The 20766-nt window shown below is 72.1% G+C and carries 25 protein-coding genes; 16 read left to right on the top strand and 9 right to left on the bottom strand.

Annotated elements, in window-relative coordinates:
* Positions 1–95: 95 nt before the first annotated feature.
* A complete protein-coding gene (locus tag CFI00_RS18470) occupies positions 96–1037 on the bottom strand; it encodes a helix-turn-helix domain-containing protein (protein ID WP_207082454.1) in 942 nt (313 codons plus the stop codon).
* 107 nt (positions 1038–1144) lie between these two features.
* Between CFI00_RS18470 and CFI00_RS18465 the strand changes: the two genes are divergently transcribed.
* The 4 genes from CFI00_RS18465 (at position 1145) to CFI00_RS18450 (ending at position 4090) form a co-directional block, all read left to right on the top strand.
* Positions 1145–1456: an antibiotic biosynthesis monooxygenase gene (locus tag CFI00_RS18465; protein WP_006247389.1), complete on the top strand. Its 312-nt coding sequence runs from the start codon at positions 1145–1147 to the stop codon at positions 1454–1456.
* 874 nt (positions 1457–2330) lie between these two features.
* On the top strand, positions 2331–2576 hold the full coding sequence (locus CFI00_RS18460) for a hypothetical protein (protein WP_207082453.1): 246 nt from the start codon (positions 2331–2333) through the stop codon (positions 2574–2576).
* Positions 2573–2890: a type II toxin-antitoxin system RelE/ParE family toxin gene (locus CFI00_RS18455; RefSeq protein ID WP_207082452.1), complete on the top strand. Its 318-nt coding sequence runs from the start codon at positions 2573–2575 to the stop codon at positions 2888–2890. Before CFI00_RS18460 ends, CFI00_RS18455 begins: the two co-directional genes overlap by 4 nt.
* 351 nt (positions 2891–3241) lie before the next feature.
* The gene (locus CFI00_RS18450) at positions 3242–4090 is read left to right on the top strand and encodes an alpha/beta fold hydrolase (RefSeq protein WP_207082451.1); all 849 of its coding nucleotides are present in this window, start codon (positions 3242–3244) and stop codon (positions 4088–4090) included.
* On the opposite strand, the gene CFI00_RS18445 is transcribed toward CFI00_RS18450, so the two are convergent.
* Entirely contained in the window at positions 4076–4645 is a 570-nt protein-coding gene (locus CFI00_RS18445) for a GNAT family protein (RefSeq protein ID WP_207082450.1), read from the bottom strand. The two genes, CFI00_RS18450 and CFI00_RS18445, sit on opposite strands and share 15 nt — an antisense overlap.
* Positions 4642–5058 carry a VOC family protein gene (locus CFI00_RS18440; protein WP_207082449.1) on the bottom strand — a complete coding sequence of 139 codons (417 nt, stop codon included), beginning with the start codon at positions 5056–5058 and terminating at the stop codon, positions 4642–4644. The genes CFI00_RS18445 and CFI00_RS18440 overlap by 4 nt, the downstream gene beginning before the upstream one ends.
* A gap of 32 nt (positions 5059–5090) precedes the next feature.
* Here CFI00_RS18440 and CFI00_RS18435 point away from each other — a divergent pair, with 32 nt between their 5' ends.
* A complete protein-coding gene (locus CFI00_RS18435) occupies positions 5091–5378 on the top strand; it encodes a glutaredoxin domain-containing protein (RefSeq protein WP_207082448.1) in 288 nt (95 codons plus the stop codon).
* 2 nt (positions 5379–5380) lie between these two features.
* Here CFI00_RS18435 and CFI00_RS18430 read toward each other — a convergent pair whose 3' ends face one another.
* Both CFI00_RS18430 and CFI00_RS18425 read right to left on the bottom strand, forming a co-directional pair.
* On the bottom strand, positions 5381–6286 hold the full coding sequence (locus CFI00_RS18430; RefSeq protein WP_207082447.1) for a pseudouridine-5'-phosphate glycosidase: 906 nt from the start codon (positions 6284–6286) through the stop codon (positions 5381–5383).
* On the bottom strand, positions 6283–7185 hold the full coding sequence (locus tag CFI00_RS18425; protein ID WP_242532489.1) for a carbohydrate kinase family protein: 903 nt from the start codon (positions 7183–7185) through the stop codon (positions 6283–6285). Before CFI00_RS18425 ends, CFI00_RS18430 begins: the two co-directional genes overlap by 4 nt.
* A 46-nt stretch (positions 7186–7231) precedes the next feature.
* Here CFI00_RS18425 and CFI00_RS18420 point away from each other — a divergent pair, with 46 nt between their 5' ends.
* Positions 7232–7432: a hypothetical protein gene (locus tag CFI00_RS18420; RefSeq protein ID WP_207082445.1), complete on the top strand. Its 201-nt coding sequence runs from the start codon at positions 7232–7234 to the stop codon at positions 7430–7432.
* Here the strand turns inward: CFI00_RS18420 and CFI00_RS18415 are convergent, their stop codons facing one another.
* Together CFI00_RS18415 and CFI00_RS18410 are read right to left on the bottom strand one after the other, a co-directional pair.
* Complete coding sequence (locus CFI00_RS18415; RefSeq protein WP_207082444.1) at positions 7433–8641, bottom strand: MFS transporter; 1209 nt, start codon at positions 8639–8641, stop codon at positions 7433–7435.
* Complete coding sequence (locus tag CFI00_RS18410) at positions 8628–8975, bottom strand: DUF3054 domain-containing protein (RefSeq protein ID WP_207082443.1); 348 nt, start codon at positions 8973–8975, stop codon at positions 8628–8630. Before CFI00_RS18410 ends, CFI00_RS18415 begins: the two co-directional genes overlap by 14 nt.
* Before the next feature lie 52 nt (positions 8976–9027).
* Between CFI00_RS18410 and CFI00_RS18405 the strand changes: the two genes are divergently transcribed.
* The 4 genes from CFI00_RS18405 (at position 9028) to CFI00_RS18390 (ending at position 13528) form a co-directional block, all read left to right on the top strand.
* Positions 9028–10314, top strand: a complete 1287-nt coding sequence (locus CFI00_RS18405; protein ID WP_242532488.1) for a cytochrome P450 — start codon at positions 9028–9030, stop codon at positions 10312–10314.
* A 29-nt stretch (positions 10315–10343) separates the two neighbouring features.
* A complete protein-coding gene (locus tag CFI00_RS18400; protein WP_207082441.1) occupies positions 10344–11393 on the top strand; it encodes a glycoside hydrolase family 43 protein in 1050 nt (349 codons plus the stop codon).
* Between the two features lie 25 nt (positions 11394–11418).
* Positions 11419–12225, top strand: a complete 807-nt coding sequence (locus tag CFI00_RS18395) for a thioesterase family protein (protein ID WP_207082440.1) — start codon at positions 11419–11421, stop codon at positions 12223–12225.
* Positions 12226–12448: 223 nt separating this feature from the next.
* Positions 12449–13528 (top strand): IS110 family transposase, encoded by a 1080-nt coding sequence (locus CFI00_RS18390; protein ID WP_242532487.1) that lies wholly within the window; start codon positions 12449–12451, stop codon positions 13526–13528.
* 284 nt (positions 13529–13812) lie between these two features.
* Here the strand turns inward: CFI00_RS18390 and CFI00_RS18385 are convergent, their stop codons facing one another.
* Complete coding sequence (locus CFI00_RS18385) at positions 13813–14919, bottom strand: hypothetical protein (RefSeq protein ID WP_207082439.1); 1107 nt, start codon at positions 14917–14919, stop codon at positions 13813–13815.
* Positions 14920–14961: 42 nt separating this feature from the next.
* Between CFI00_RS18385 and CFI00_RS18380 the strand changes: the two genes are divergently transcribed.
* From CFI00_RS18380 to CFI00_RS18365, 4 genes are read left to right on the top strand one after another with little or no spacing between them, the layout of a single operon-like run.
* On the top strand, positions 14962–15264 hold the full coding sequence (locus CFI00_RS18380; protein ID WP_242532486.1) for a hypothetical protein: 303 nt from the start codon (positions 14962–14964) through the stop codon (positions 15262–15264).
* 5 nt (positions 15265–15269) lie between these two features.
* Entirely contained in the window at positions 15270–16172 is a 903-nt protein-coding gene (gene mshB, locus CFI00_RS18375; RefSeq protein ID WP_207082438.1) for an N-acetyl-1-D-myo-inositol-2-amino-2-deoxy-alpha-D-glucopyranoside deacetylase, read from the top strand.
* Positions 16169–16534, top strand: coding sequence for a hypothetical protein (locus tag CFI00_RS18370; RefSeq protein ID WP_207082437.1), 366 nt, complete (start codon positions 16169–16171; stop codon positions 16532–16534). Before mshB ends, CFI00_RS18370 begins: the two co-directional genes overlap by 4 nt.
* Before the next feature lie 9 nt (positions 16535–16543).
* On the top strand, positions 16544–18298 hold the full coding sequence (locus CFI00_RS18365; protein WP_207082436.1) for a VanW family protein: 1755 nt from the start codon (positions 16544–16546) through the stop codon (positions 18296–18298).
* Positions 18299–18316: 18 nt separating this feature from the next.
* Here the strand turns inward: CFI00_RS18365 and CFI00_RS18360 are convergent, their stop codons facing one another.
* Positions 18317–19195 carry a GNAT family N-acetyltransferase gene (locus tag CFI00_RS18360; RefSeq protein WP_207082435.1) on the bottom strand — a complete coding sequence of 293 codons (879 nt, stop codon included), beginning with the start codon at positions 19193–19195 and terminating at the stop codon, positions 18317–18319.
* 93 nt (positions 19196–19288) lie between these two features.
* On the opposite strand from CFI00_RS18360, the gene fdxA reads away from it, so the two are divergent.
* Both fdxA and dapC read left to right on the top strand, forming a co-directional pair.
* On the top strand, positions 19289–19615 hold the full coding sequence (gene fdxA, locus CFI00_RS18355) for a ferredoxin (RefSeq protein WP_056604759.1): 327 nt from the start codon (positions 19289–19291) through the stop codon (positions 19613–19615).
* Positions 19612–20763, top strand: a complete 1152-nt coding sequence (gene dapC / locus CFI00_RS18350) for a succinyldiaminopimelate transaminase (RefSeq protein ID WP_277988320.1) — start codon at positions 19612–19614, stop codon at positions 20761–20763. The genes fdxA and dapC overlap by 4 nt, the downstream gene beginning before the upstream one ends.
* The last annotated feature ends 3 nt before the right edge of the window (positions 20764–20766 follow it).

Genomic DNA, 20766 nt, shown 5'->3' with positions numbered 1-20766 from the left:
GGGCCGTCCAGGGGCGACGCAGGAGCGTCGACGCGACGTGCTGAGAGGTGGTTCCAACCGGGCGCTAGGACACCGGCTACAGGCATGGCGATAGGTCAGGAACGGCGTCGCTCCCTGCGCAGGAGGGAGCGCAGAGTCTCGGCGTTCGCGTAGCCGACCCGTAGCGCGATCTCGGCGGAGGTGAGGTCCGTGGTTGCTGAGAGGTGCCGAGCTCGTTCGATGCGAAGCCGTTGGACGAAGCCGAGCGGAGTGAGGTTGAGCGCCGCACGGACTCGTCGTTCGAGGGTGCGCCGGCTGGTGCCGAGCGACTGCGCGACGAAGGCGACGTTGAACGGTTCGTCCAGGCGGGCGCGCACGAAGCGTTCGAACTCGACGACGATCGGGTCATCGTGCCGGAGATGTTCGTAGGCGACGAAGGCCGCCTGCGACGGACGCTCGTCGATGAGGAGGAGCTTGGCGACATGTTGGGCCAGGTCGGGGCTGATCGATCGCACGAGTGAGAGCGCGAGGTCGATGTGGGCGAACGCGGCGCCGGCGGTGACGAGGTTCCCGTCCACGACGACCATGGTGTCGAGATCGAGGGCGACGGTCGGATAGCGCTTCAGGAACTCCGGTCCCAGGAACCAGCTGGTCGTCGCCCGCCGATGATGCATCCGTCCGGTCTCGGCGACGGCGAACACGCCGGTGCACGCCGCGGCGATCCGGGTGGTCGCGTCGTCGAGGCGCCCGAGCGAGGCGATGACCGAACGAGCATCTCGGCTCTGGAGGGCGTCGTTGGTAGCGGCGGCCGTGAGGGTTCCAAGCGCAGGGACGACGACCACGTCGAACTCTCCGGACGCCGACAGCGGGTGGTCAACCGACAGGGTCATCGATGCCGTCGTGGTCACTCGCCGTTTCGGTCCGAGGATGGCGAGTTCGATCGGGTCGATCCGCGGGTCGATATCGCCGCGGGCTCCGTCGGCCACCCGCACGATGTCGATGACCGACGCGACAGCCGAACCGAAGCAGCCGTCGATCGCGATCAGTCCGATACGCATGGCGCGAACAATAGCAATACTGTCGTATACGCCACTCCCCATCGGCCCTCGCTCGTCATACGCTGAACTCGCCCCACGAAGAACCCCGACTTCAAGGAGAACCCCTCATGTCCACACCCGCATCACTTCCGTATGCCTTCGTCGCCAAGATCGTCGCGGCCGATGGACAGCACGACGCGCTCGCCGATCTGCTCGCCGGCGCTGTCGCACTCGCCAACGAAGAAGTGGGAACGATTGTCTGGTTCGCGGCTAGAACCCACGCCGACACCTTTTGGATCTTCGATGCATTCCCCGACGAGGCCGCTCGCGACGCCCACGCCAACGGCGCCATCGTCGCAGCCCTGATGGCCAACCAGCACCTCCTCGGCGCAGCACCCGAGATCCTGGCGGCCGACGTCCTCGCGTCCAAGCTCCCGTAGTCCGCCAACGCACGAGACGATCGCGCCCCGCCGAGCCGTCGGACCCGACCGCCTTGACACCCGCACCACGTTGACGATCCCCGACGGGCCGATCACGAGGGGGGCCAGGCAACACCAGGCGCAAGCCTGGAGCGGCACTGGTTCACCGGTGGTCATCGAGAGAGCCAGCGCGGTTCCATGGCAGCGCAACTGTGTCAACTTGCCCTCCGTCCCGCTAGGCGCCGTGGGCGGGTCTTGGTTGCGATCCGTTGCCGTGACGGGAGACGCGTTGCGCGTCGCAGCGATGACGGGGCGTTGGCGTTCCGGGGCGTTGCGTTCGTGCGCGTCGCCCGTGCGGCATGGAACATCTCGCTGCGCACACAACGATCGCTGCGCCGACGCACCGTTGACACCTCGCACGTCCAGGTCGCGACACAACGCCACGCCGCGTTGCCGAGCGGAGCGAGGCCTATCGGCACACGGACAGGATGCCGGCCGCGAGCGCTCAGCCGGCGAGGGGTCCGTCGCAGAGGAGAGCGACGTCGGTGTCGGGCAGAGCCGTGAGGCCAGCGCATCGCGCGACCACCAGAACCGAACCGCCCCTGCCCTGCGTTTCCGCAGGTCAGGGGCTGTTCGCCAGAGCCGCCTGTCGGAATCGAACCGACGACCTAATCACGTCGGCTTTGCGTCTATCGCTTGATGCGCCCACTGGGCGAACGAGCCGCTGACCTGCGCAAACGCCGAGAGTGGGGGGCGCCGCCATCCGGTGGTGACCGACGACGACCGACCAGTACCGACCGTTTCACCGGAGGTCGAGGCCCTACTGGACCACATCAGCAGCAGCGGCGTCCCGATCTTCTGGGGCTGACCTCGGCGCTCGGAGTAATCTGACGTCATGGCGCTGAGCGAATCGGAGTTCTACGAGGCCGGGATGTCCCTGCCTCCTGACGTGCGCAAGCACGTCGCTCTCCGATTGCTCGAATCAGTCGACCCGCAGGAGGCGTTCGACCTTGGCTCGGATTCGTGGCTGCACTCCGAGGCCGCCGCCGCCTACGACGGGCTTAAGGCGGACCCATCCAAAGCGATCCCTGCTGAGACCGTCCGTGCCAGCTTCGCGGCCAAGTGGGCCGCCCGTCTATGACGGGCCGGATCAACTACACCCCTCAGGCCCAGCAGCAGCTGCACGCTCTCGACGCATGGATCACCGAGAAGGCGTCGCCGGACGTGGCAGAGCGCTTCGTCTCGGCGATCCTCGATTACATCGACGGCATCCTCGTCTTCCCTCGCGCTGGCCGAGCGCGCGACGACGTCAGACCGGGCATGCGGACGACCACCTTCAAGCAGCGCACGCTGATGGCCTACGAAGTCGACGAGTCCTCCGGTGGGCTCGTGGTGAACGTCCTCGGTGTGTTCCACGGCGGCCAGGATTGGGAGGCGTCGCTCCGCCACGAATGAACCGCCACGGCCGCCGACTTTCGACCAGATCCGGAGGGTCTCGGGTCGTCCAGCGGTCCGCAAATAGTCCGCAAGAAGTCCGGCGGAGACCGATTCTCACCGACGACGTCCAACGGTCTCGCAAACGCGTTTCCGCAGGTCAGACCGCCTTCTCCGGTCTCAACCAGCGGTGACCGTCAACACCCGAAACCCCCGGTTTTCGTTCCGCTTCAACGTGTGAGGGACGCGGGAGGACGGGGCCAGCCCCGGTGACAGGTCTGGGGAACGCTCGGGTTGCCCAGGTCGGAGGTCCACGACCCGACGGTTCCCCGCTACCGTGGAGTAACCACCCACGACCGCAAGGACCCCACGATGACCCGACTGGCGCCGGACACGGTCGTGCTCCACGGCCACGAGCTCTCGTACGTCGACAGCGGCGAGGGTCCCGCTGTCCTCTTCATCCACGGCATCCTCGGCTCGCAGCGGCAGTGGGCCCACCTGGTCGACGAGGTCGACGAGGACCACCGCGTGGTGGTGCCGGACCTCTTCGGCCACGGCGCCTCGGCGAAGCCGACCGGCGACTACTCGCTGAGCTCGCACGCCGCCACGCTGCGCGACCTGCTCGACCACCTCGGCATCGACCGCGTCACCCTCGTCGGGCACTCGCTCGGCGGCGGGATCGCGATGCAGTTCTACTACCTCTTCCCCGAGCGGGTGGACCGCCTGGTGCTCGTCTCGAGCGGCGGCCTCGGGCGCGAGGTCAACCTCGTGCTGCGCTCGGCGACCCTCCCCGGCGCCGAGCAGGTGCTGAGCGTGATCGCGTCGGCGCCGGTGCTCGACAAGGTGGAGGCGGTGGGCCGCAGCGCGCAGAAGGTCGGCTGGAAGCCGGGCGCCGACATCGGCGCGATCTGGCGCGGCTTCACCTCCCTCGGCGACCGCCAGAGCCGCCGCGCCTTCCTGGCCACCACCCGCGCGGTGATCGACTTCGGTGGGCAGAGCATCAGCGCCCACGACCACCTCGGCGCGGTGACCCCGCCGCCGACGCTGATCGTGTGGGGGTCGAAGGACCGGATGATCCCCGCCTGGCACGCGCTCAGCGCGCAGCGGGCCGTGCCGGGCTGCCGGGTCGAGCTGTTCGAGGGGGCCGGGCACTTCCCGCACCTCGACGACCCCGACCGCTTCGCGCGGGTGCTGCGGGAGTTCATGTCAGCCGACGGCTGAGGGCTCGCGCCAGTCGTCCTCCAGGAGGGCGAACACCAGCTGGGTGGCCCAGACGCCCTTGAAGTGCGCGCCGTCGACGTGGCGCGCCTCCTGGCGGAACCCGAGGCGACCGAGCAGACGGGCGGACGCGTCGTTGCCCTCGATGACGACGGCGCTGACGCGGTGGAACCCCAGCCCGTCGAAGGCGAGGTCGAGCACCGCGGTCGCGGCCTCGGCGGCGTACCCCTGCCCGTGGACGTCGTGGGCGAAGGCGAAGCCCAGCTCGCCCTGGCGCTCGGAGGCCCACTTCAGCAGCACCTCGCCGATGACGCGGCCGGTCTCGCGCTGCTCGACGGCCAGCACCAGCCACTGCCCGGGCTCGCGCAGCTCGGCCTGGTCGAGCTTGACCGCCAGCGTCTCGCCGGTGGCCACGCGGTCGCGCACCGGCCAGGGGACGAATCGGACCACGTCCGGATCGCTGTGGAAGGCCAGGAGGTCATCGAGGTCGTCCGGACCGTGCGCTCGCAGGAGCAGCCGCTCGGTCGCGATGGGCAGCGGCACGTCGAGCGGGCTCACAGGGCGAAGTGCCCCGGCGCCAGGCTGCGCAGCACGCAGAACTCGTTGCCCTCCGGGTCGGCCAGCACCACCCACGACTCCTCGCCCGTCTGCCCGACGTCGGCGTGGGTGGCGCCCAGCGCCAGCAGCCGCTCGACCTCCTCGTCGCGCGAGCGGTCGACGGGGGAGAGGTCGAGGTGCATCCGGTTCTTCGCCACCTTGTCCTCGGCGACCGCGGCCAGGAACATCGTCGGCGGCACCGGCCCGGTGCGTACGGCGTCGAGCAGGGCCTGGTCGCTCGCGCGCGCCGGACCGATCTCCACCAGCCCGGGCTCCCGGTCGAGCACCACCCAGTCGAGGGCCGCGGTCCAGAAGTCGGCGAGCCGGTCGGGGTCGTGGCAGTCGAGGGAGATCTCGGTCAGTCGGGAGGCCATGGGTCGATCCAAGCACGGCGCATACTGGTCGGGTGTTCGCCCGCAAGCCCGCCTCCGTGTCCGCCGCCGAGGGCGCCCGCGCGGCCGACGAGGGCCGCGTCGTCGTCTACTGGCGCAAGGGCTGCCCGTTCTGCAAGCGGCTCCAGCTCGCCCTGGGTCGCAGGGTGCGCGACGTGGTGTGGGTCGACGTGTGGGCCGACGACGAGGCCTCGGCCTACGTCAGGAGCGTGAACGGCGGCGACGAGGTCGTGCCGACCGTCGTCATCGCCGGCGCGCCGCACACGAACCCGCCGCCTCGAGAGGTGCTCGCCGCGCTCTGAGGTCAACCAGCCGCGTACTCCCGCGCGATCGCCGCGCCGAGGCGCGCGTTGTGCTCCACGAGCGCGATGTTGGCCGTCAGCGAGCTGCCCTCGGTGATCTCGACGATCCTCCCCAGGAGGTAGGGGGTCGCGTCCTTGCCGCGAATGCCGAGGGCGTCCATGTCGGCGAGCGCGCGGTCGATGATCGCGCCGATGTCCTCGGCCGGGATCTCCGACTCCTCCGGGATCGGGTTGGCGACGACGACTCCGCCGGCCAGCCCGAGGTCCCACTTGGCGCGCATCAGCGCGGCGACGTCGGCGGGGGAGTCGAGGCGCATCGGCGCTGCGAAGCCCGACCAGCGGGAGAAGAACGACGGGAAGTCGTCGGTGCCGTAGCCGACCACCGGCACGCCGAGGGTCTCGAGCTTCTCCAGTGTGAGCCCGATGTCGAGGATGCTCTTCACACCGGCGCAGACCACGGCCACCGACGTGGTGGAGAGCTCGGTGAGGTCGGCCGAGACGTCGTACGTCGTCTCCGCGCCGCGGTGCACCCCGCCCAGCCCGCCGGTGACGAAGACGCCGATGCCGGCCAGGGCCGCGAGCCGCATCGTCGAGGCGACGGTCGTCGCGCCGTGCAGGCCGCGCGAGACGACGTAGGGCAGGTCGCGGATGGAGACCTTGATGACCGAGTCGTCGGAGGCGAGGAGCTCGAGGTCGTCGGCGGACAGCCCGATGGTGGGCCGACCGCGCAGGACGGCGATCGTCGCGGGGACGGCCCCGCCCTCGCGGACGATGTTCTCGACGGTGCGGGCCATCTCGACGTTCTGCGGGTAGGGCATGCCGTGGCTGATGATGGTGCTCTCCAGCGCGACGACGGGCTGCCCGGACGCGAGTGCGTCGCGGACCTCGTCGGTGACGGTCAGGTTCAACGGTGCTCCCTCGTGAGGTGGTGCATGGCCTCGGCCAGGTCCGGCCGGACGGTGTGGGGGCTCTCGATGGTCGCGGCTGCGGCCCGGTGGCCGTCGCGTGCCGCCTCGACGGGGTCGTCGCCACGCAGCCAGGCCGCGACCCAGGCGGCGAGCATCGCATCACCGGCGCCGGTGACGTCGACGACCTCGGCCGGGGCGGCGGGCAGGTGCACCGGGTCGTTCCCGCGGCTGCACATCCACGAGCCGTCGGCCCCGTGGCGGACCCACACGTGCTCGACGCCGCGGGCGTGGAGGTCGGCGACCGAGTCGCGCCAGTCGGTCGCGGCGCGGCCGGTCAGCGCCGCGAGCTCGTCGGTGTTCGGCGTGACGAGGAAGAGGTCGTGCACCAGGTCGGCCAGCCGGGCGGCCTTCGCCACCGAGACCGGCTCGAAGGCCAGCGGCACCCCTGCCTGCGCGGCGGCCGCGACCACGCGCGTGGCCTGGCCGTGCGCGAGGTTGCCGTCGAGGACGACGAGCGCCGCGTCGGTGAGGTGCACGGTCTCGAGGACCAGCTCGTCGACCACCGCCATGTCGGACACCGCGGCCACCAGCTCGCCGCGGTCGTCGAGGACCGCGGTGTAGGTGCCGGTCGCGCCCGGTGCCCGGCGTACGGCCGCCACGTCCGCGCCGCACGCCGCGGTGACCCGCAGCGCCTCGTCGCCGAAGGTGTCGTCGCCGACCGCCGACACCAGTCGCACCGGCGCGCCGAGCAGGCCGAGGCAGGCGGCGATGTTGCGCCCGACCCCGCCGGGGGAGATGCGGGTGCGGCCCGGGTTGCTGGTCGCGGGGACGAGCGGGGCGGACGTGCGCGCGACGACGTCCATGTTGGTGCCGCCGACGACCACCACCCACTGCTTCACGACGCAGATCCTGACAGACGCCACCCGTCGGCGTACGGTCGCTGACATGGTCTGGCTCGGAGTGGCCCTCTTGGTCGCAGCACTCGTCGCGGTGGTCAGCGAGCGGCGACGCAGGCGGGACTGGCAGGACCTCACGCGACCCGGCATGCCGGCGCGCCGACGGCAGCAGGACCGTGGCGTCGGCCACCTCGGCGAGGCGCCCGTCGCGATCCACCACCGGCTCGGCGGCCGCAGCAGCGACGACTGATCAGATCTCGTCGTCGACGTACGCCGGGCTCGCCACGCGCAGTCCGGCGAGGGTCAGCGGCACCGAGGTCAGCGCGAGCAGCACGAGCACCAGCTGCCAGTCGCCCGTCGCGTCGTGGAGCAGCCCGACCGCGAAGGGGCCGACCGCGGCGAGCGCGTAGCCGATGGGCTGCACGAATCCGGAGAGCTGCGCGGTGACGGACGGGTGGCGGGTGCGCGCGGTGATCAGGGCGATCGCGGTCGGGAAGGCCAGGCCGGAGAAGCCGAGGGCCAGCGCCCACAGCCACGGGACGGTGGCCGGGGCGACGAGCAGCCCGGCGTACCCCAGGAAGAGCATGACGCCGAAGGACACCATCCAGGCGTGCAGCCCGCGGTCCCGGGCGATCACCGTCGGCATGGCCAGGGCGCCGAGGATGCCGACCCCCGACAGCAGCGCCTGCAGGGCGCCCGCGGAGGAGGCGGACATGCCCGCGTCGCGGTAGATCTGGGGCAGCCAGCCGAACTGGACGTAGGCGTGCATCGACTGGATGCCGAAGAGCACGGTCAACGCGACCGCGGTGCGCGAGTGGGCGATCCGCCCGCTCGGGGCGGGACCGCTGCTGACGCGGTGCTCGGCAGGGGAGCGCCGCTCGCGCAGGGCCAACCACCCCCACAGCGGGGCCGCCACCAGCAGGACCAGCCCCCACATGCCCAGCCCGGCACGCCAGGAGCCGGTCGCCTCGGTCACCGGCGCGGTGGCGAGCGAGCCGAGGGTGGCGCCGACGACGAGGCCGGTGCCGTAGACGGTCATCAGCACCACGGCGTGCCCGTGGGCCTTGATCCACCCCGGGACGATCACGTTGCACACCGCCATGCCGGCCAGTGCCAGCACGGTGAGGACGAGAAAGAGCGGCACGCTGTCGGTCGTCACCCGCAGCAACAGGCCGACCCCGGCGGCGGCGAGGCCGACCGCGACGGCCGCGGTCATGCCGACCCGGCGCGCGAACCCGACGGCCAGCGCCCCGACCAGGCCGAAGCACAGGCCCGGCAGGCCGGTCATCGCCCCGGCCACGCCGGCGGTCATGCCCAGGCCCGCGCGCAGCTCCTCCAGGACCGGTCCGGGCGAGGACGCGCCGGCGCGCAGGTTGAGCGAGACGAGGACGACGGCGACGAGGAGGAGCCCGAAGGGGACGGCGGCGGTGCGGGTGGGGCGGGTGTCAGCGTCGGGCACGTGCACCGACACTAGACAGCACCGGTCGGGGCAGCACCAGCAGTGCGCCCAGGACGAGGGTCGCGACGACCACGAAGGCCGTCGCCGTGCCCTGCCCGGCGACCTGCCGCAGCACCATGCCGCCGAGGAGCGCGCCGAGCCAGACCACCACCCCGGAGGTCAGGGCCGCAGGCGAGCGTCTCGTCGCGACCAGGAGCGCCCAGCCGAGCAGTGCGCCGACGAGGAACGGCCACGCCGTCGACCACCAGCCACCGACGGTGAGGGCGCCGTAGTGGCTGAGCCGGCCGACGACCGCGAAGACGCCGACGAGCAGGAGGTCGATCAGCAGCCACATGCGAGCAAGCCTAGGCAGGACGCGGATAGTGTCGGTGCATGAGGTGGGGCGCATGAGGTCGACGGTCCACTGGGGTGTGGCACACGGCCTGCCGACGCTCCTGCTGCGCCGAGCCGCCGACCGCGGCGACCTCCAGGCGCAGCTCATCCGGGTCGGCTCACTCGGCACCGACGACGTCTTCGACCTCGTCGAGGAGATCCGGTCGCGCGGCCCGCTCTACCGCTCGCGGATCGGCCACGTCGCCACCAGCCACGCCGCCGTGCGCCACGTGCTCACCAGCGACGACTTCCGCACCGGCCTGCCGACGACGCAGGGCCCGATCGGGCGGATCTCGCGGTGGGCGGCGCCGACCACCCTCCACCCGGTCGAGCCGCCGTCGCTGCTGGTCACCGAGCCCCCGGACCACACCCGCTACCGCAGGCTGGTCACACGGGTCTTCACGATGCGCGCCGTCGAGCGGCTGCGCGAGCGCACCGAGGAGATCGCCGCGGACCTGCTCGACGCCCTGGAGCCGCGCGCGGCCGGCCCGGTGGACCTCGTCGAGGCCTACTGCGCGCAGCTGCCGGTCACCGTCATCGCCGAGGTCCTCGGGGTGCCCGAGCGCGACCGCGCCCGCGTCCTGGACTTCGGTTCGGCCGCGGCGCCCAGCCTCGACCTGGGGCTCGGGCTGCGGCGGTACCGCTCGGTGTCGCGGGCGCTGGCGGAGTTCGACGCCTGGCTGGGACACCACCTCGACCACCTGCGGCGCCACCCCGGCGACGACCTCCTCAGCCAGCTGGTCGCCGTACGCGACGACGGTGCCGGCCTGAGCGAGACCGAGCTCAAGGCCACGGCGGGCCTCGTGCTCGCCGCGGGCTTCGAGACCACGGTCAACCTGCTGGGCAACGGCATCGCGCTGCTCCACGACCACCCCGACGAGCGGGCGCAGGTGGTCGCCGACCCGTCGCTGTGGACCAACGTCGTCGAGGAGGCCCTGCGCCTCGACCCGCCGGTGCTGCTCACCGGCCGGATGGCCGTGCGCGACACCGAGGTGGCCGGGCAGCCGGTGCGCGCGGGCTCGATGGTCACCGCGATCCTCGCCGGCGCCAACCGCGACCCCGAGGTCTTCGCCGACCCGACCCGGTTCGACGTGGCGCGCGCCAACGCGCGCGAGCACATCTCCTTCTCCGCCGGACGCCACCACTGCCTCGGTGCGCAGCTGGCGCGGATGGAGGGGGAGGTGGGGCTGCGGGCGATCTGGCAGCGCTTCCCCGACCTGCGCCTCGAGGCGGGGGCGCGGCGCCGCGAGACCCGCATCCTGCGCGGCTTCGAGACCCTTCCCGCCACGTTGCGACCCTGAGGGACCACCCGACGGGGTAGGTTCCCCCGGTGCCGATCCGGGGAGCAGTACGCCTGCTCGTGCTGCTGCTGACCGCTGGGGTCCTGTCCGTCGCGGGTCCCGCGACGGCTGTCGACCCCGTCCCGCGCCCCGTCCTCGACGTCGACTTCCCGGACCCCGCGGTCGTGTCCGCGCCGGGCGGGCTGGTGGCGTACGCGACCGGCGACCGGGTGCCGCACGCGTGGTCGCGCAGCGCCGACGGGCCGTGGCGGCGCGGCGGTGGGCTGCTATCCCACCGTCCCTCGTGGTCGCGCGACGGCGGCATCTGGGCCGTCGACGTGGCGCGGGTGCGGGGGCGCTGGCTGCTCTACTACGCCACCCCGGTGAAGGGGATGGGGGAGCACGGGCGCTGCATCGGAGTCGCCCGCTCGCGCTCGGCTCGTGGCCCGTTCCGCCCGGTCGGCCGCGGCCCGCTCGTCTGCCCGTCCTACGCCGGCACGCCGACCGCCCAGGACCCGCTGCTGCCGCGCGACCCCACGCTGCCGCGTGCCGGCGTGATCGACCCGTCCTTCTTCCGCGACGTCGACGGGACGGCGTACCTGCTCTACAAGACCGACCGGATCCCCTCCACGCTGCGGATCGTGGCGCTGACGCGCGACGGGCAGTCGGTGGGCAGGGGCGCGACGAGCGTGGAGCTGGTGCGCTCCGCCGGCGTCATCGAGAACCCCGTGCTCACGCCGCGCCCCGAGGGCTACGTGCTGCTCGCCTCGGAGGGTGACTGGACCCGGTGTGGCTACCGCACCCGCTGGCTGCGCTCGACGTCGCTGCTCGACTGGACGCTCGCGGAGAGCGGGACCCTTCTCGACACCGCCACGACCGGGCTGTGCGGCCCCGGCGGCGCGGACTTGGTCGAGACGCCCGACGGGCGCACGCTCGCCTTCCTGCACGGCTGGACCTGCCGTGGCACCACGCTCCCGTGCGCCGGCACCGGCAAGTGGGACCACAAGCCGCGCCAGCGCGGCCGCCGGTCGATGTACGCCGCCCGCCTCGACTGGGTCGGCGGACTGCCCGTGGTCGCGGAGTGGCTCCGCGCCCGCTGAGGCTCCCTCGACCTAGGCTCGGGCCATGGCCTCCGAGTGGGACACCCACACCGCCCTGACCACGACTGCCGACGGAACCCACACCGCCGAGCTCGATGCCGGGTGGGTCGTCGGCGGCGGCGTCAACGGTGGCTACCTCCTCGGCGTGGTCGGCACGGCGATCGCGGAGGCGTTGCCGGCCAAGCCGCACCCGCTCGCGGTGAGCGCCTACTACCTGTCTGCCGCGCGGCCGGGACCGGCGCAGGTCTCGACGGAGGTGCTGCGCGAGGGCGGCTCCGTCGCGACCGTGTCCGCCGAGCTCGCCCAGGACGGGGTCGCCCGCATCCGCGTCCTGGCGACGTACGGCGACCTGCGTGCGATGCCGTCCGACGTCGCCACCACGGCTGAGCCCCCGCAGCTTCCCCCGGTCGAGGAGTGCGTGGCCGGCTCGCTCGCACCGGAGGAGACGCGGCGGGTGGCTCCGGTGATGGAGCGCTTCGACATGCGGTTCGACCCGGCGTGCATCGGCTGGGCCATGGGTGCCCCCAGCGGTCGCGGGCACATCCAGGCCTGGTTCCGGATGGTCGACGGCCACGACGTCGACCCGGTCGGCCTGCTCATGGTCTGCGACGCGCTGCCGCCGGTCACCTTCGACCTGGGGCGGCCGGGCTGGGCCCCGACGCTCGAGCTCACCGTCCACGTCCGTGCCGTCCCGGCGCCGGGGTGGCTGCGGGTCTCGCACCGGACCCGCAACATCGCCGGTGGCATGTTCGAGGAGGACTGCGAGGTCTGGGACTCGACCGGCCGCCTGGTCGCGCAGAGCCGCCAGCTGGCGATGCAGCCACGCGCCTGACCTGCACCCTTGCGGTTGAGTCGCTCAGAGACTCAACCTGCATCCCGGGCGTGTCGCGGCGGACTCGCCCCTGAGTCTCCCAGCGACTCAACGCCGAGTCAGACGGTATGACGTGACCGCCTCGGCGTGAGGGGGTTGCGGGCCGGGGCCTCTCACATGCATGTACGTGGGTTGTCGGGCAGGAGTGGCCTGCTCGACCTATCCACAGGCATAGGAGGCCCCGGTGATTTCTGAGCGTACGAGCGTCGGGCTCGATGTGCACGCACGATCGGTGATGGCAGCCGGTCTTGACGCAATGACCGGTGAGGTGTTCAAGCAGAAGCTCGTCCCGGCCAGCGAGGTGGTCGTGGACTGGTTGCGGGGGCTGCCGGGCCCGGTGGCGGTGACCTATGAGGCCGGACCGACCGGATTCGGCCTCTACCGGGCGATCACCGCAGCCGGGATCCGCTGCGAAGTGGCTGCGCCATCGAAGCTGAACCGGCCGCCCGGGGATCGCGTCAAGACCGACGCCAAGGACGCCCTGCTCCTCGCGCAACTGCTCCAAGTCGGACAGATCGTTCCGGTCAGGGTTCCCACCATCACCGAGGAAGCCGCCCGCGACCTGGTCCGGGCTCGTGAAGATGTCCGCGGCGACCTGATGCGGGCCCGGCACCGAGTCTCGAAGTTGCTGCTGCGCCACGGCCACGTCTACTACGGCGGGAACGCCTGGACCGGCAAGCACCAGGCGTGGCTGCACGGCATCCGGTTCGACCAGCCCGGCACTCGCGCCGCCTACGAGGCCGACCTCGAAGCGGTCGAGTTCACCCTGGCCCGCCGCAACCGGCTCGACGCTGCGATCACCGCGATGGCTGCCGACAGCGAGTTCACCGACCTGACCCGACGCCTGTGCTGCCTACGGGGGATCTCCACCCTGACCGGGTTCGCACTCGCGGTCGAACTGGGCGACTGGACCAGGTTCACCGGCTCCAGCATCGGCGCCTACCTCGGTCTGGTGCCCTCCGAGCACTCCAGCGGCGACTCGCGCAGGCAGGGTGGAATCACCAAGACCGGCAACACCCACGCCCGCCGTCTGCTGATCGAGGCCGCATGGCACCACCAGCCCCGCTACACCGTCGGGCCCACCATGCAGGCCCGGTGGGAACAGGCCACCCCCGCCGCCAGAGTCCGCGGACACGCCGGCAACCAGCGGCTGCACCACCAATGGGCCAAGTACACGGCCCGGAAGAAGAAGCACACCGTGGCCAACACCGCGATCGCCCGCGAACTCGCCGGCTGGTGCTGGTCACTGGCCACCCTCGAGTAGCCACACCCCTGACTTGATCTGGAACCGGTCCCTGCGTGCAGCGCGAGGAGCCGACCCGCGATTCGACTGTGAGCCACGAGCCCGACTCGTGACGCTCGACCTCAGAGAAGCGGAGCGCTCCTGCCGAACGCCGTCCTGCGGTACCCAACCCGCGCATATCAGTCTCGACCGCGCGTCGCGAAGACACGCTGCGCAGACGACCAGATCCAGACCAAGCGAGGCGCCGTCAGGCCACCCAGGCCCGACGGCGCCTCACCCTGCCCTTGACAGGCGCGCCCTACATATCAGTCGAACCAGGCCCGGTCCATCGCGACGATCCAGCGCCGCCGCGGGTGCTCGGTGAGCGACCAGATCCGGTCGGTGGAGGGCCAGTAGGACAGGTCCTCCGGACCCATCGGCAGCACCCAGCGCCGCTGCCGCATCGACCCCGGCCGTCCGGCGTACACGCTGCCGGGCATCCAGGGTCCGTGGGAGACGGTGGCGTGGTAGCGGCCGGCGGCGATCACCGCACCCTGCATCTGCCGCACCCCGCCGTCGTCGAGGGCCAGGGGCCGGGAGAACCCGTCGTCGCCGGTGGAGAGCTGCCACGTCGTCGGGTCGAGGGGGTAGCGGGCCAGGCGCGTGGTGGCGCCGGCGCGGAGGGCGTACTCGCCCGCCACGAGCGCCGGCGGGTCCGAGCCCCGATCGAGCGACATGAAGGAGTAGCGGAGCTTCTCGTGCCCCTCGTCGGTGAAGGCCTGGTGGGTGAAGCGCACCGGCAGGACGTAGCGGTGGCCGAAGGAGTGGACCGCGGTGCCCTCGACGCCGAGCTTCTCCGGGTGGTCGTCGTCGCCGGGGACCCGCATGATGTCGTCGACGCGCGCGGTGACGAACCCGCGGCTGGTGGCCGCGACGTGGAGGTAGGGCCCGGCCCACACGATGCCGCCGGCGTGGATGTTCATCGGCCGCAGCACCAGCCGGCCGTCCTCGTCGAGCACCGGCGAGACCAGCAGCACGTGGCGGTAGGTGCCTGAGTCGAGGTCGACGAAGGTCACCCGCGACCCGCGCTTGATGCCGTCGCGGCCGGTCGAGTACCACGTCGTGACCAGCACCCGGCGGCCGTCGACGTCCTCGGTGTCGGAGGCGTCGGCGCTCGTCGAGATGCCCTGGGGGTACCACTGCTCGTCCCGCTCGTCGTAATCGTCCCAGCGCCACGCCTCCCGCACCGCGCGCCCGAGCAGCCGGGGCAGCACCCGGGCGCGCCGGACGCGGTACTTCAGGTCACCGAGGAGCCCCCCGAGGCCGGCGGCCTCGCCGAGGAGCTCGGCGAGGGCGGCGATCTCGCGCACGTTCTCGTCCGTGCGCTGCAGGTGCACGCCCTCGACGTACGGCATCTCCGACGCGGTGGACATGGGGTGACCATAGCCAGCCGGGGGAGGGGCACAATCACCCCCGTGAGGGCGATCTTCTTCGACGAGGACGACGCGCAGGCGGTCGTCGCGCGGCTACGCGCGGACGGCTTCGAGGCGCGCGTGGAGCGCGAGCGACTGGCCGGCGAGGACGACGACGAGGACCACCCGTGGGCAGTGGTGAGCGACGCCCCGGGGTTCATGCTGGAGGTCCTGGTGGACACCCACGACGGCTGGCTCGACGAGGACGACGGAGGTCCCGCCACGGGGGAGGAACACGGTGACCCCCTGCCGCCGTTGCACCTCCCGACCGCGCCGAAGCGCATCAAGCGCCCCGACCTAGGCTGAGGAACATGACCGACCGCCGCATCCTGCTCGTCCACGCCCACCCCGACGACGAGTGCATCGGCACCGGAGCCACCATGGCCCGCTACGTCGACGAGGGCGTCGGCGTCACCCTCGTCACCTGCACCGCCGGTGAGATGGGGGAGGTGCTGGTGCCGGACCTGTCCCACCTGGCCTACGACGAGTCGGGCGGGCTGGGCGAGCACCGTCGCGGCGAGCTCGACGAGGCGATGAAGGTCCTCGGCGTCACCGACCACCGCTTCCTCGGCGGCTTCGGCCGCTTCCACGACTCCGGCATGGCCTGGCACGCCGACGGTCATGCGGTCGCGGCCGAGAAGATCCCCGACAACGCCTTCTGGACCGCTGACCTCAACGAGGCCGCCGACGAGCTGGTGACGGTGATCCGCGAGGTCCGTCCCCAGGTGCTGGTGACCTACGACCAGTTCGGCGGCTACGGCCACCCCGACCACATCCAGGCCCACCGCGTCGCGATGTACGCCGCCCAGCTGGCGGCCGCGCCCTCCTACAAGCGTGAGCTCGGCGAACCCCATGACATCGCGAAGATCTACTGGACGGCGATGAGCGAGTCGCGGATGCGCGCGAGCCTGCGGGCGCTGCGCGAGTCCGGCGACACCGAGACCTTCAAGGGCATGGAGCCCGACGGCAAGCTGCCTGCCTTCGTGACCCCGGACGAGCTCATCAGCGCCCGCGTCGACGGCTCCAAGACCGTCCAGCGCAAGATGGACGCCCTCGCCAAGCACGACACGCAGGTGGAGACGGACGGGGGCTTCTTCTCAGGCGCCGAGAGCGGCCACGCGTGGTGGTCGGAGGAGTTCTACCGCCTCGTCAAGGGCACCCCCGGCCCGATCGACGCGGACGGCTTCGAGGACGACCTGTTCGCAGGTCTGTGAGGCCGCTGGCCGCTGTCCCGGCCGCGCTCCTCGTCGGCGCCGTCTCCGGTGCCGCAGGGACGCTGCTGCACCAGCAGTGGTGGGGACTATCCCTCGCCATGGTCACCGGTCTGGTCGTGCTGGCCTGGCTGCCGCCCGGGGTGGTCCGCCTCGCCTTCGCCCTCGGGTGGTGGGTCCCCGTCGCCCGCGGGGCTCTGGAGCGCCCGGCCGGCGGCTTCCTGATCTCCGCCGATACCGCCGGCTGGTCCTTCCTCGCCGGCTCCGCGGTCCTGCTCCTCGCCGCCCTCGCGACGGTCGCGTCGGGTCGTCGGCGCCCCGCGGACCGTTCCGGGGATCACGGGGTTCGGCGCACGGCGACCTAAACTCGCGGCGTGCCGAAGAACCAGCAGCGTCCCGACGGCCAGCCCCGCGACAAGGCTGGCGCCTCTGTCGTCGTGTGGCTGCTGCTCGGCCTCGTGGTCCTGTTCGGCGGGCTCTACGTCGCCGCGCACTACGTCGCGGGCGACAAGGTGCCGCGCAACACCACCGTGTCCGGCGTACGCATCGGCGGGCACCCGCAGGGCGAGGCCGCGCAGCGCCTGCAGGCAGGGCTCGCGGACCGGGTGAACCGGCCCATCGCCACCACCATCGAGGGCGAGCAGGTCGCGATCGACCCGGCCCGCGCGGGCCTGGCGGTCGACTACGACGCCTCGGTCGCCGAGGCCGGCGGCGAGCGCAGCTGGGACCCGGTGCGCCTGTGGAACTACTTCACCGGCGGCGACGCCTTCGAGGCCGAGGTGGAGGTCGACGAGACGGCGTACGACGCCCAGCTCGCCGAGCTCGACCAGCAGCACGGCGCCACGCCCCGCGACGGCGCCGTCACCTTCGACGGCATCGACATCCGCACCACCAAGGCGCGCACGGGCAAGGCGCTCGACCCGAGCGAGACCCTCGCCGCGCTGCAGGAGGCCTACCTCGAGGACTCCCCGGAGGTCGTCGCGCTCGAGATGTCGGAGGTCTCCCCCGACATCGACGCCGGTGACGTGCAGGAGGCGCTCGACGGCTTCGCCTCACCCGCTGTCGCGGCGCCGGTGACGCTGGTGTTCGAGGGCTCCGAGGTCAAGGTCTTCCCCGAGGACTACACCGCCGCGCTGAGCCTGGTCGCCACCGACGGTGAGCTCGTGCCCACCCTGGACGCGAAGGCGCTGACCGCGGTCGTCGACACCCGGGTCACCAGCGGCGCCCCGGTCGACGCGACCGTCGCCCTCGTCGACGGGCGCCCGCAGGTGGTGCCGGCCCGTCCGGGCGTGACCTTCGACCCCGCCGAGCTCGAGGCAGGCTTCCTCGACGCGGTCGCCCGTCCGCAGGGCGAGCGCCGCATCGACCTCACCGCCACGGTCGCGAAGCCGGACTTCACCACCAAGGAGGCGCGGGCGCTGAAGGTCCGCGAGGAGGTCTCGTCCTTCACCACCTACTTCCCCTACGCGGAGTACCGCAACATCAACATCGGCCGCGCCGCGGAGATCATCGACGGCACCCTGCTGAAGCCGGGCGAGACCTTCTCGATGAACGACATCGTCGGGGAGCGCACCGAGGCCAACGGCTTCACCGAGGGTTTCGTCATCAACGACGGCATCCTCGTGGAGGACCTCGGTGGCGGTGTCTCCCAGATGGCGACCACGCTGTTCAACGCGATGTTCTTCGCCGGCCTCGAGGACGTCGAGCACAAGCCGCACTCCTTCTACATCGACCGCTACCCGGTCGGCCGCGAGGCCACGGTCGCGTGGGGGGCCATCGACCTGCGCTTCACCAACGACACCCCCTACGGCGTGCTGGTCGACACCTCGTTCACGAACTCGACCCCGTCGTCGTCGGGAGCGGTGACCGTGACGATGTACTCCACGAAGTACTGGGACGTCACGACCACCACAGGCGAGCGCTACAACATCACCAAGCCCGAGACCCGGCGCATCGACGACCTCACCTGCCACCCCAACGAGGGCTACGGCGGCTTCGACATCGACGTCGTGCGCTACTTCACCCCGGTCAACGGCAACCGCGAGACCCGCGACGACGAGGTCTTCAGCACGACCTACACGCCGAGCGACACCGTCATCTGCACCAACCCCGACGCCGTCGACGAGTAGGCAGGTGGTCGGCCTCCCTCAGCGCGCGACGAGGTAGCGGCTGGTGTGGTGGGTGGTGAAGCCGTGCTGCTCGTAGAGCGCGAGTGCGCCCGCGTTGTCGGTCTCGACGTGCAGCAGCGCCGTGGTGGCGCCGAGCGAGGCGCCCCAGTCGAGGACCTCCGCCAGCACGGCGGTGGCCAGACCGCGGCGCCGACTGCCCGGGTCCACGAGGAGCGACTCGACGAGCAGCCAGTCCCCGGACAGCACCCCGCGCCCGGAGGCCGCACCTCCGTCGAGGGACACCACCACGGAGCCCGGCACCTCCTCGAGCTCGGCCGGGACGTCCGGAGCGACCGACCGCACCGACCGCAGGGCGCGCGCCACGGACGCCAGCTGGGCGTGCGCGTCGCCGTCACCCATCGGCGCGAAGCCGAGGGGGGCCAGCGTCTGCTCGACGTGCGAGCCGCGCTGCACCTGGACCGTCGGCACCTGGTCGAGGGCGTCGTAGAAGCGGCGTACGCCCCATGCCGCGTCCGCCCACCCGATGCCCGGGTCGTCCATCGCGAGCGCGGAGTTGCCGCGTCGGCGCAGCCGCCCGCCGTGCGGGGGAGAGGCCCGCAGCTGCCACTGCCCCAGCGGCTCGGTGGTGATCGACGTCCAGAGCGCCGCGACGTGCTGCTCGACCTCCTGGGCGGCGACGCGGGCGCGCACCGACGCGCGCGGCGGCACGGGCTTTCCAGTGACCACCTCGGCCAGCGGGATCGTCACGGGACCGTGCCCCTCCCGGTCGACCGTGAGCGAGTCCGCGCCCCACTCCGTGCAGGTGCCGAGGACGTCGGTGGCGCGGCCGTCAGGGAGCAGGTGGCGCACCACGACGCGCTGCCCGACGACGTGGGGACCGAGGCCGTGCCTGCCCATGCCAGTCTCGTGTGACTGGGGTTCCGGCGCATCGGTCATGGCGAGATACTAAGGTTGCCCGCGTCCCACCCCGTGCCCCCTCAGGAGGATCCGGTGACCTACGTCATCGCCCAGCCGTGCGTCGACCTCAAGGACCGCGCGTGCGTCGACGAGTGCCCCGTCGACTGCATCTACGAGGGCAAGCGGATGCTCTACATCCACCCCGACGAGTGCGTCGACTGCGGCGCCTGTGAGCCGGTCTGCCCGGTCGAGGCGATCTTCTACGAGGACGACACCCCGGAGGAGTGGAAGGGCTACTACGACGCCAACGTGCACTTCTTCGACGACCTCGGCTCGCCCGGTGGCGCGGCCAAGATGGGCGTCATCGACAAGGACCACGAGCTCGTCGCCGCGCTGCCCCCGCAGGAGCACGACGAGTGACCGACCTTCCGTTGGTCGAGGAGGTCGCCCCGCGACCGTCACGAGACCACCGGAAGGTCTCGCAGCGGCTCCCGGACTTCCCCTGGGACAAGCTCACCACTCACGGGGCCACGGCCCGCTCGCACCCCGACGGGGTGTGCGACCTGTCGGTGGGCACCCCGGTCGACCCGACTCCGCAGGTCGTCCAGGACGCGCTGCGCGAGGCCGCGGACTCCCCGGGCTACCCGACGACCATCGGCCTCGAGGCCACCCGTCGGGCAGCGATCGACTGGCTGGCCCGCCGCCACGGCGTGAGCGGGCTCGGGCTCGACGGCGTGCTGCCGGTGATCGGCTCCAAGGAGCTCATCGCCTCGATGGCGGTGCACCTCGGCATCGGTGCCGGCGACCTGGTCGGCTACCCGGCGCTGGCCTATCCGACGTACGAGGTCGGCGCGGCGCTCGCGGGCGCCGAGAGCCTCGCCACCGACTCGCTGACCGCGTTCGGCCCGCGCACCCCGCGGCTGCTGTGGATCAACAGCCCGGCCAACCCCAGCGGCCGGGTGCTGCCCCTGGAGCACCTGCGCAAGGTGGTCGACTGGTGCCGCGAGCGCGGCACGCTCCTGGTCTCCGACGAGTGCTACCTCGAGTGCGCCTGGGAGGGTGACGCGCCGCTGTCGGTCCTCGACCCGCAGGTCAACGGCGGCTCGCTGGACGGCATCCTCGCCGTCCACTCGCTGTCCAAGCGGTCCAACCTCGCGGGCTACCGGTGCGCCTTCGTCGCCGGTGACCCGGCGGTCGTGGGTGAGCTGCTCGCGGTCCGCAAGAACCTCGGCCTCCAGATGCCCGCACCCCAGCAGCGCGCGATGATCGCCGCGCTGGAGGACGACGACCACGTCGCCGAGCAGCACGCCCGCTACGCCGCGCGGCGCGCGACCCTGCGGACGGCGCTGGAGTCGGCGGGCTTCCGCATCGACCACTCCGAGGCCTCGCTCTACCTCTGGGCGACCCGCGGCCAGGACTGCTGGACGACCGTGTCCGAGCTGGCCGAGCAAGGGATCCTCGTGGCTCCCGGCGAGTTCTACGGACGGGCCGGGCACGAGCACGTACGCGTCGCCTTCACCGCCACCGACGAACGGGTCGAGGCGGCCGCCGCGCGTCTGCGCGGCTGAGGA

Source organism: Nocardioides sp. S5 (genome assembly GCF_017310035.1).
GTDB lineage: Bacteria > Actinomycetota > Actinomycetes > Propionibacteriales > Nocardioidaceae > Nocardioides.
Note: the sequence above shows the minus strand (reverse complement) of the source record. Positions and strands in the feature narration are given on the sequence as shown.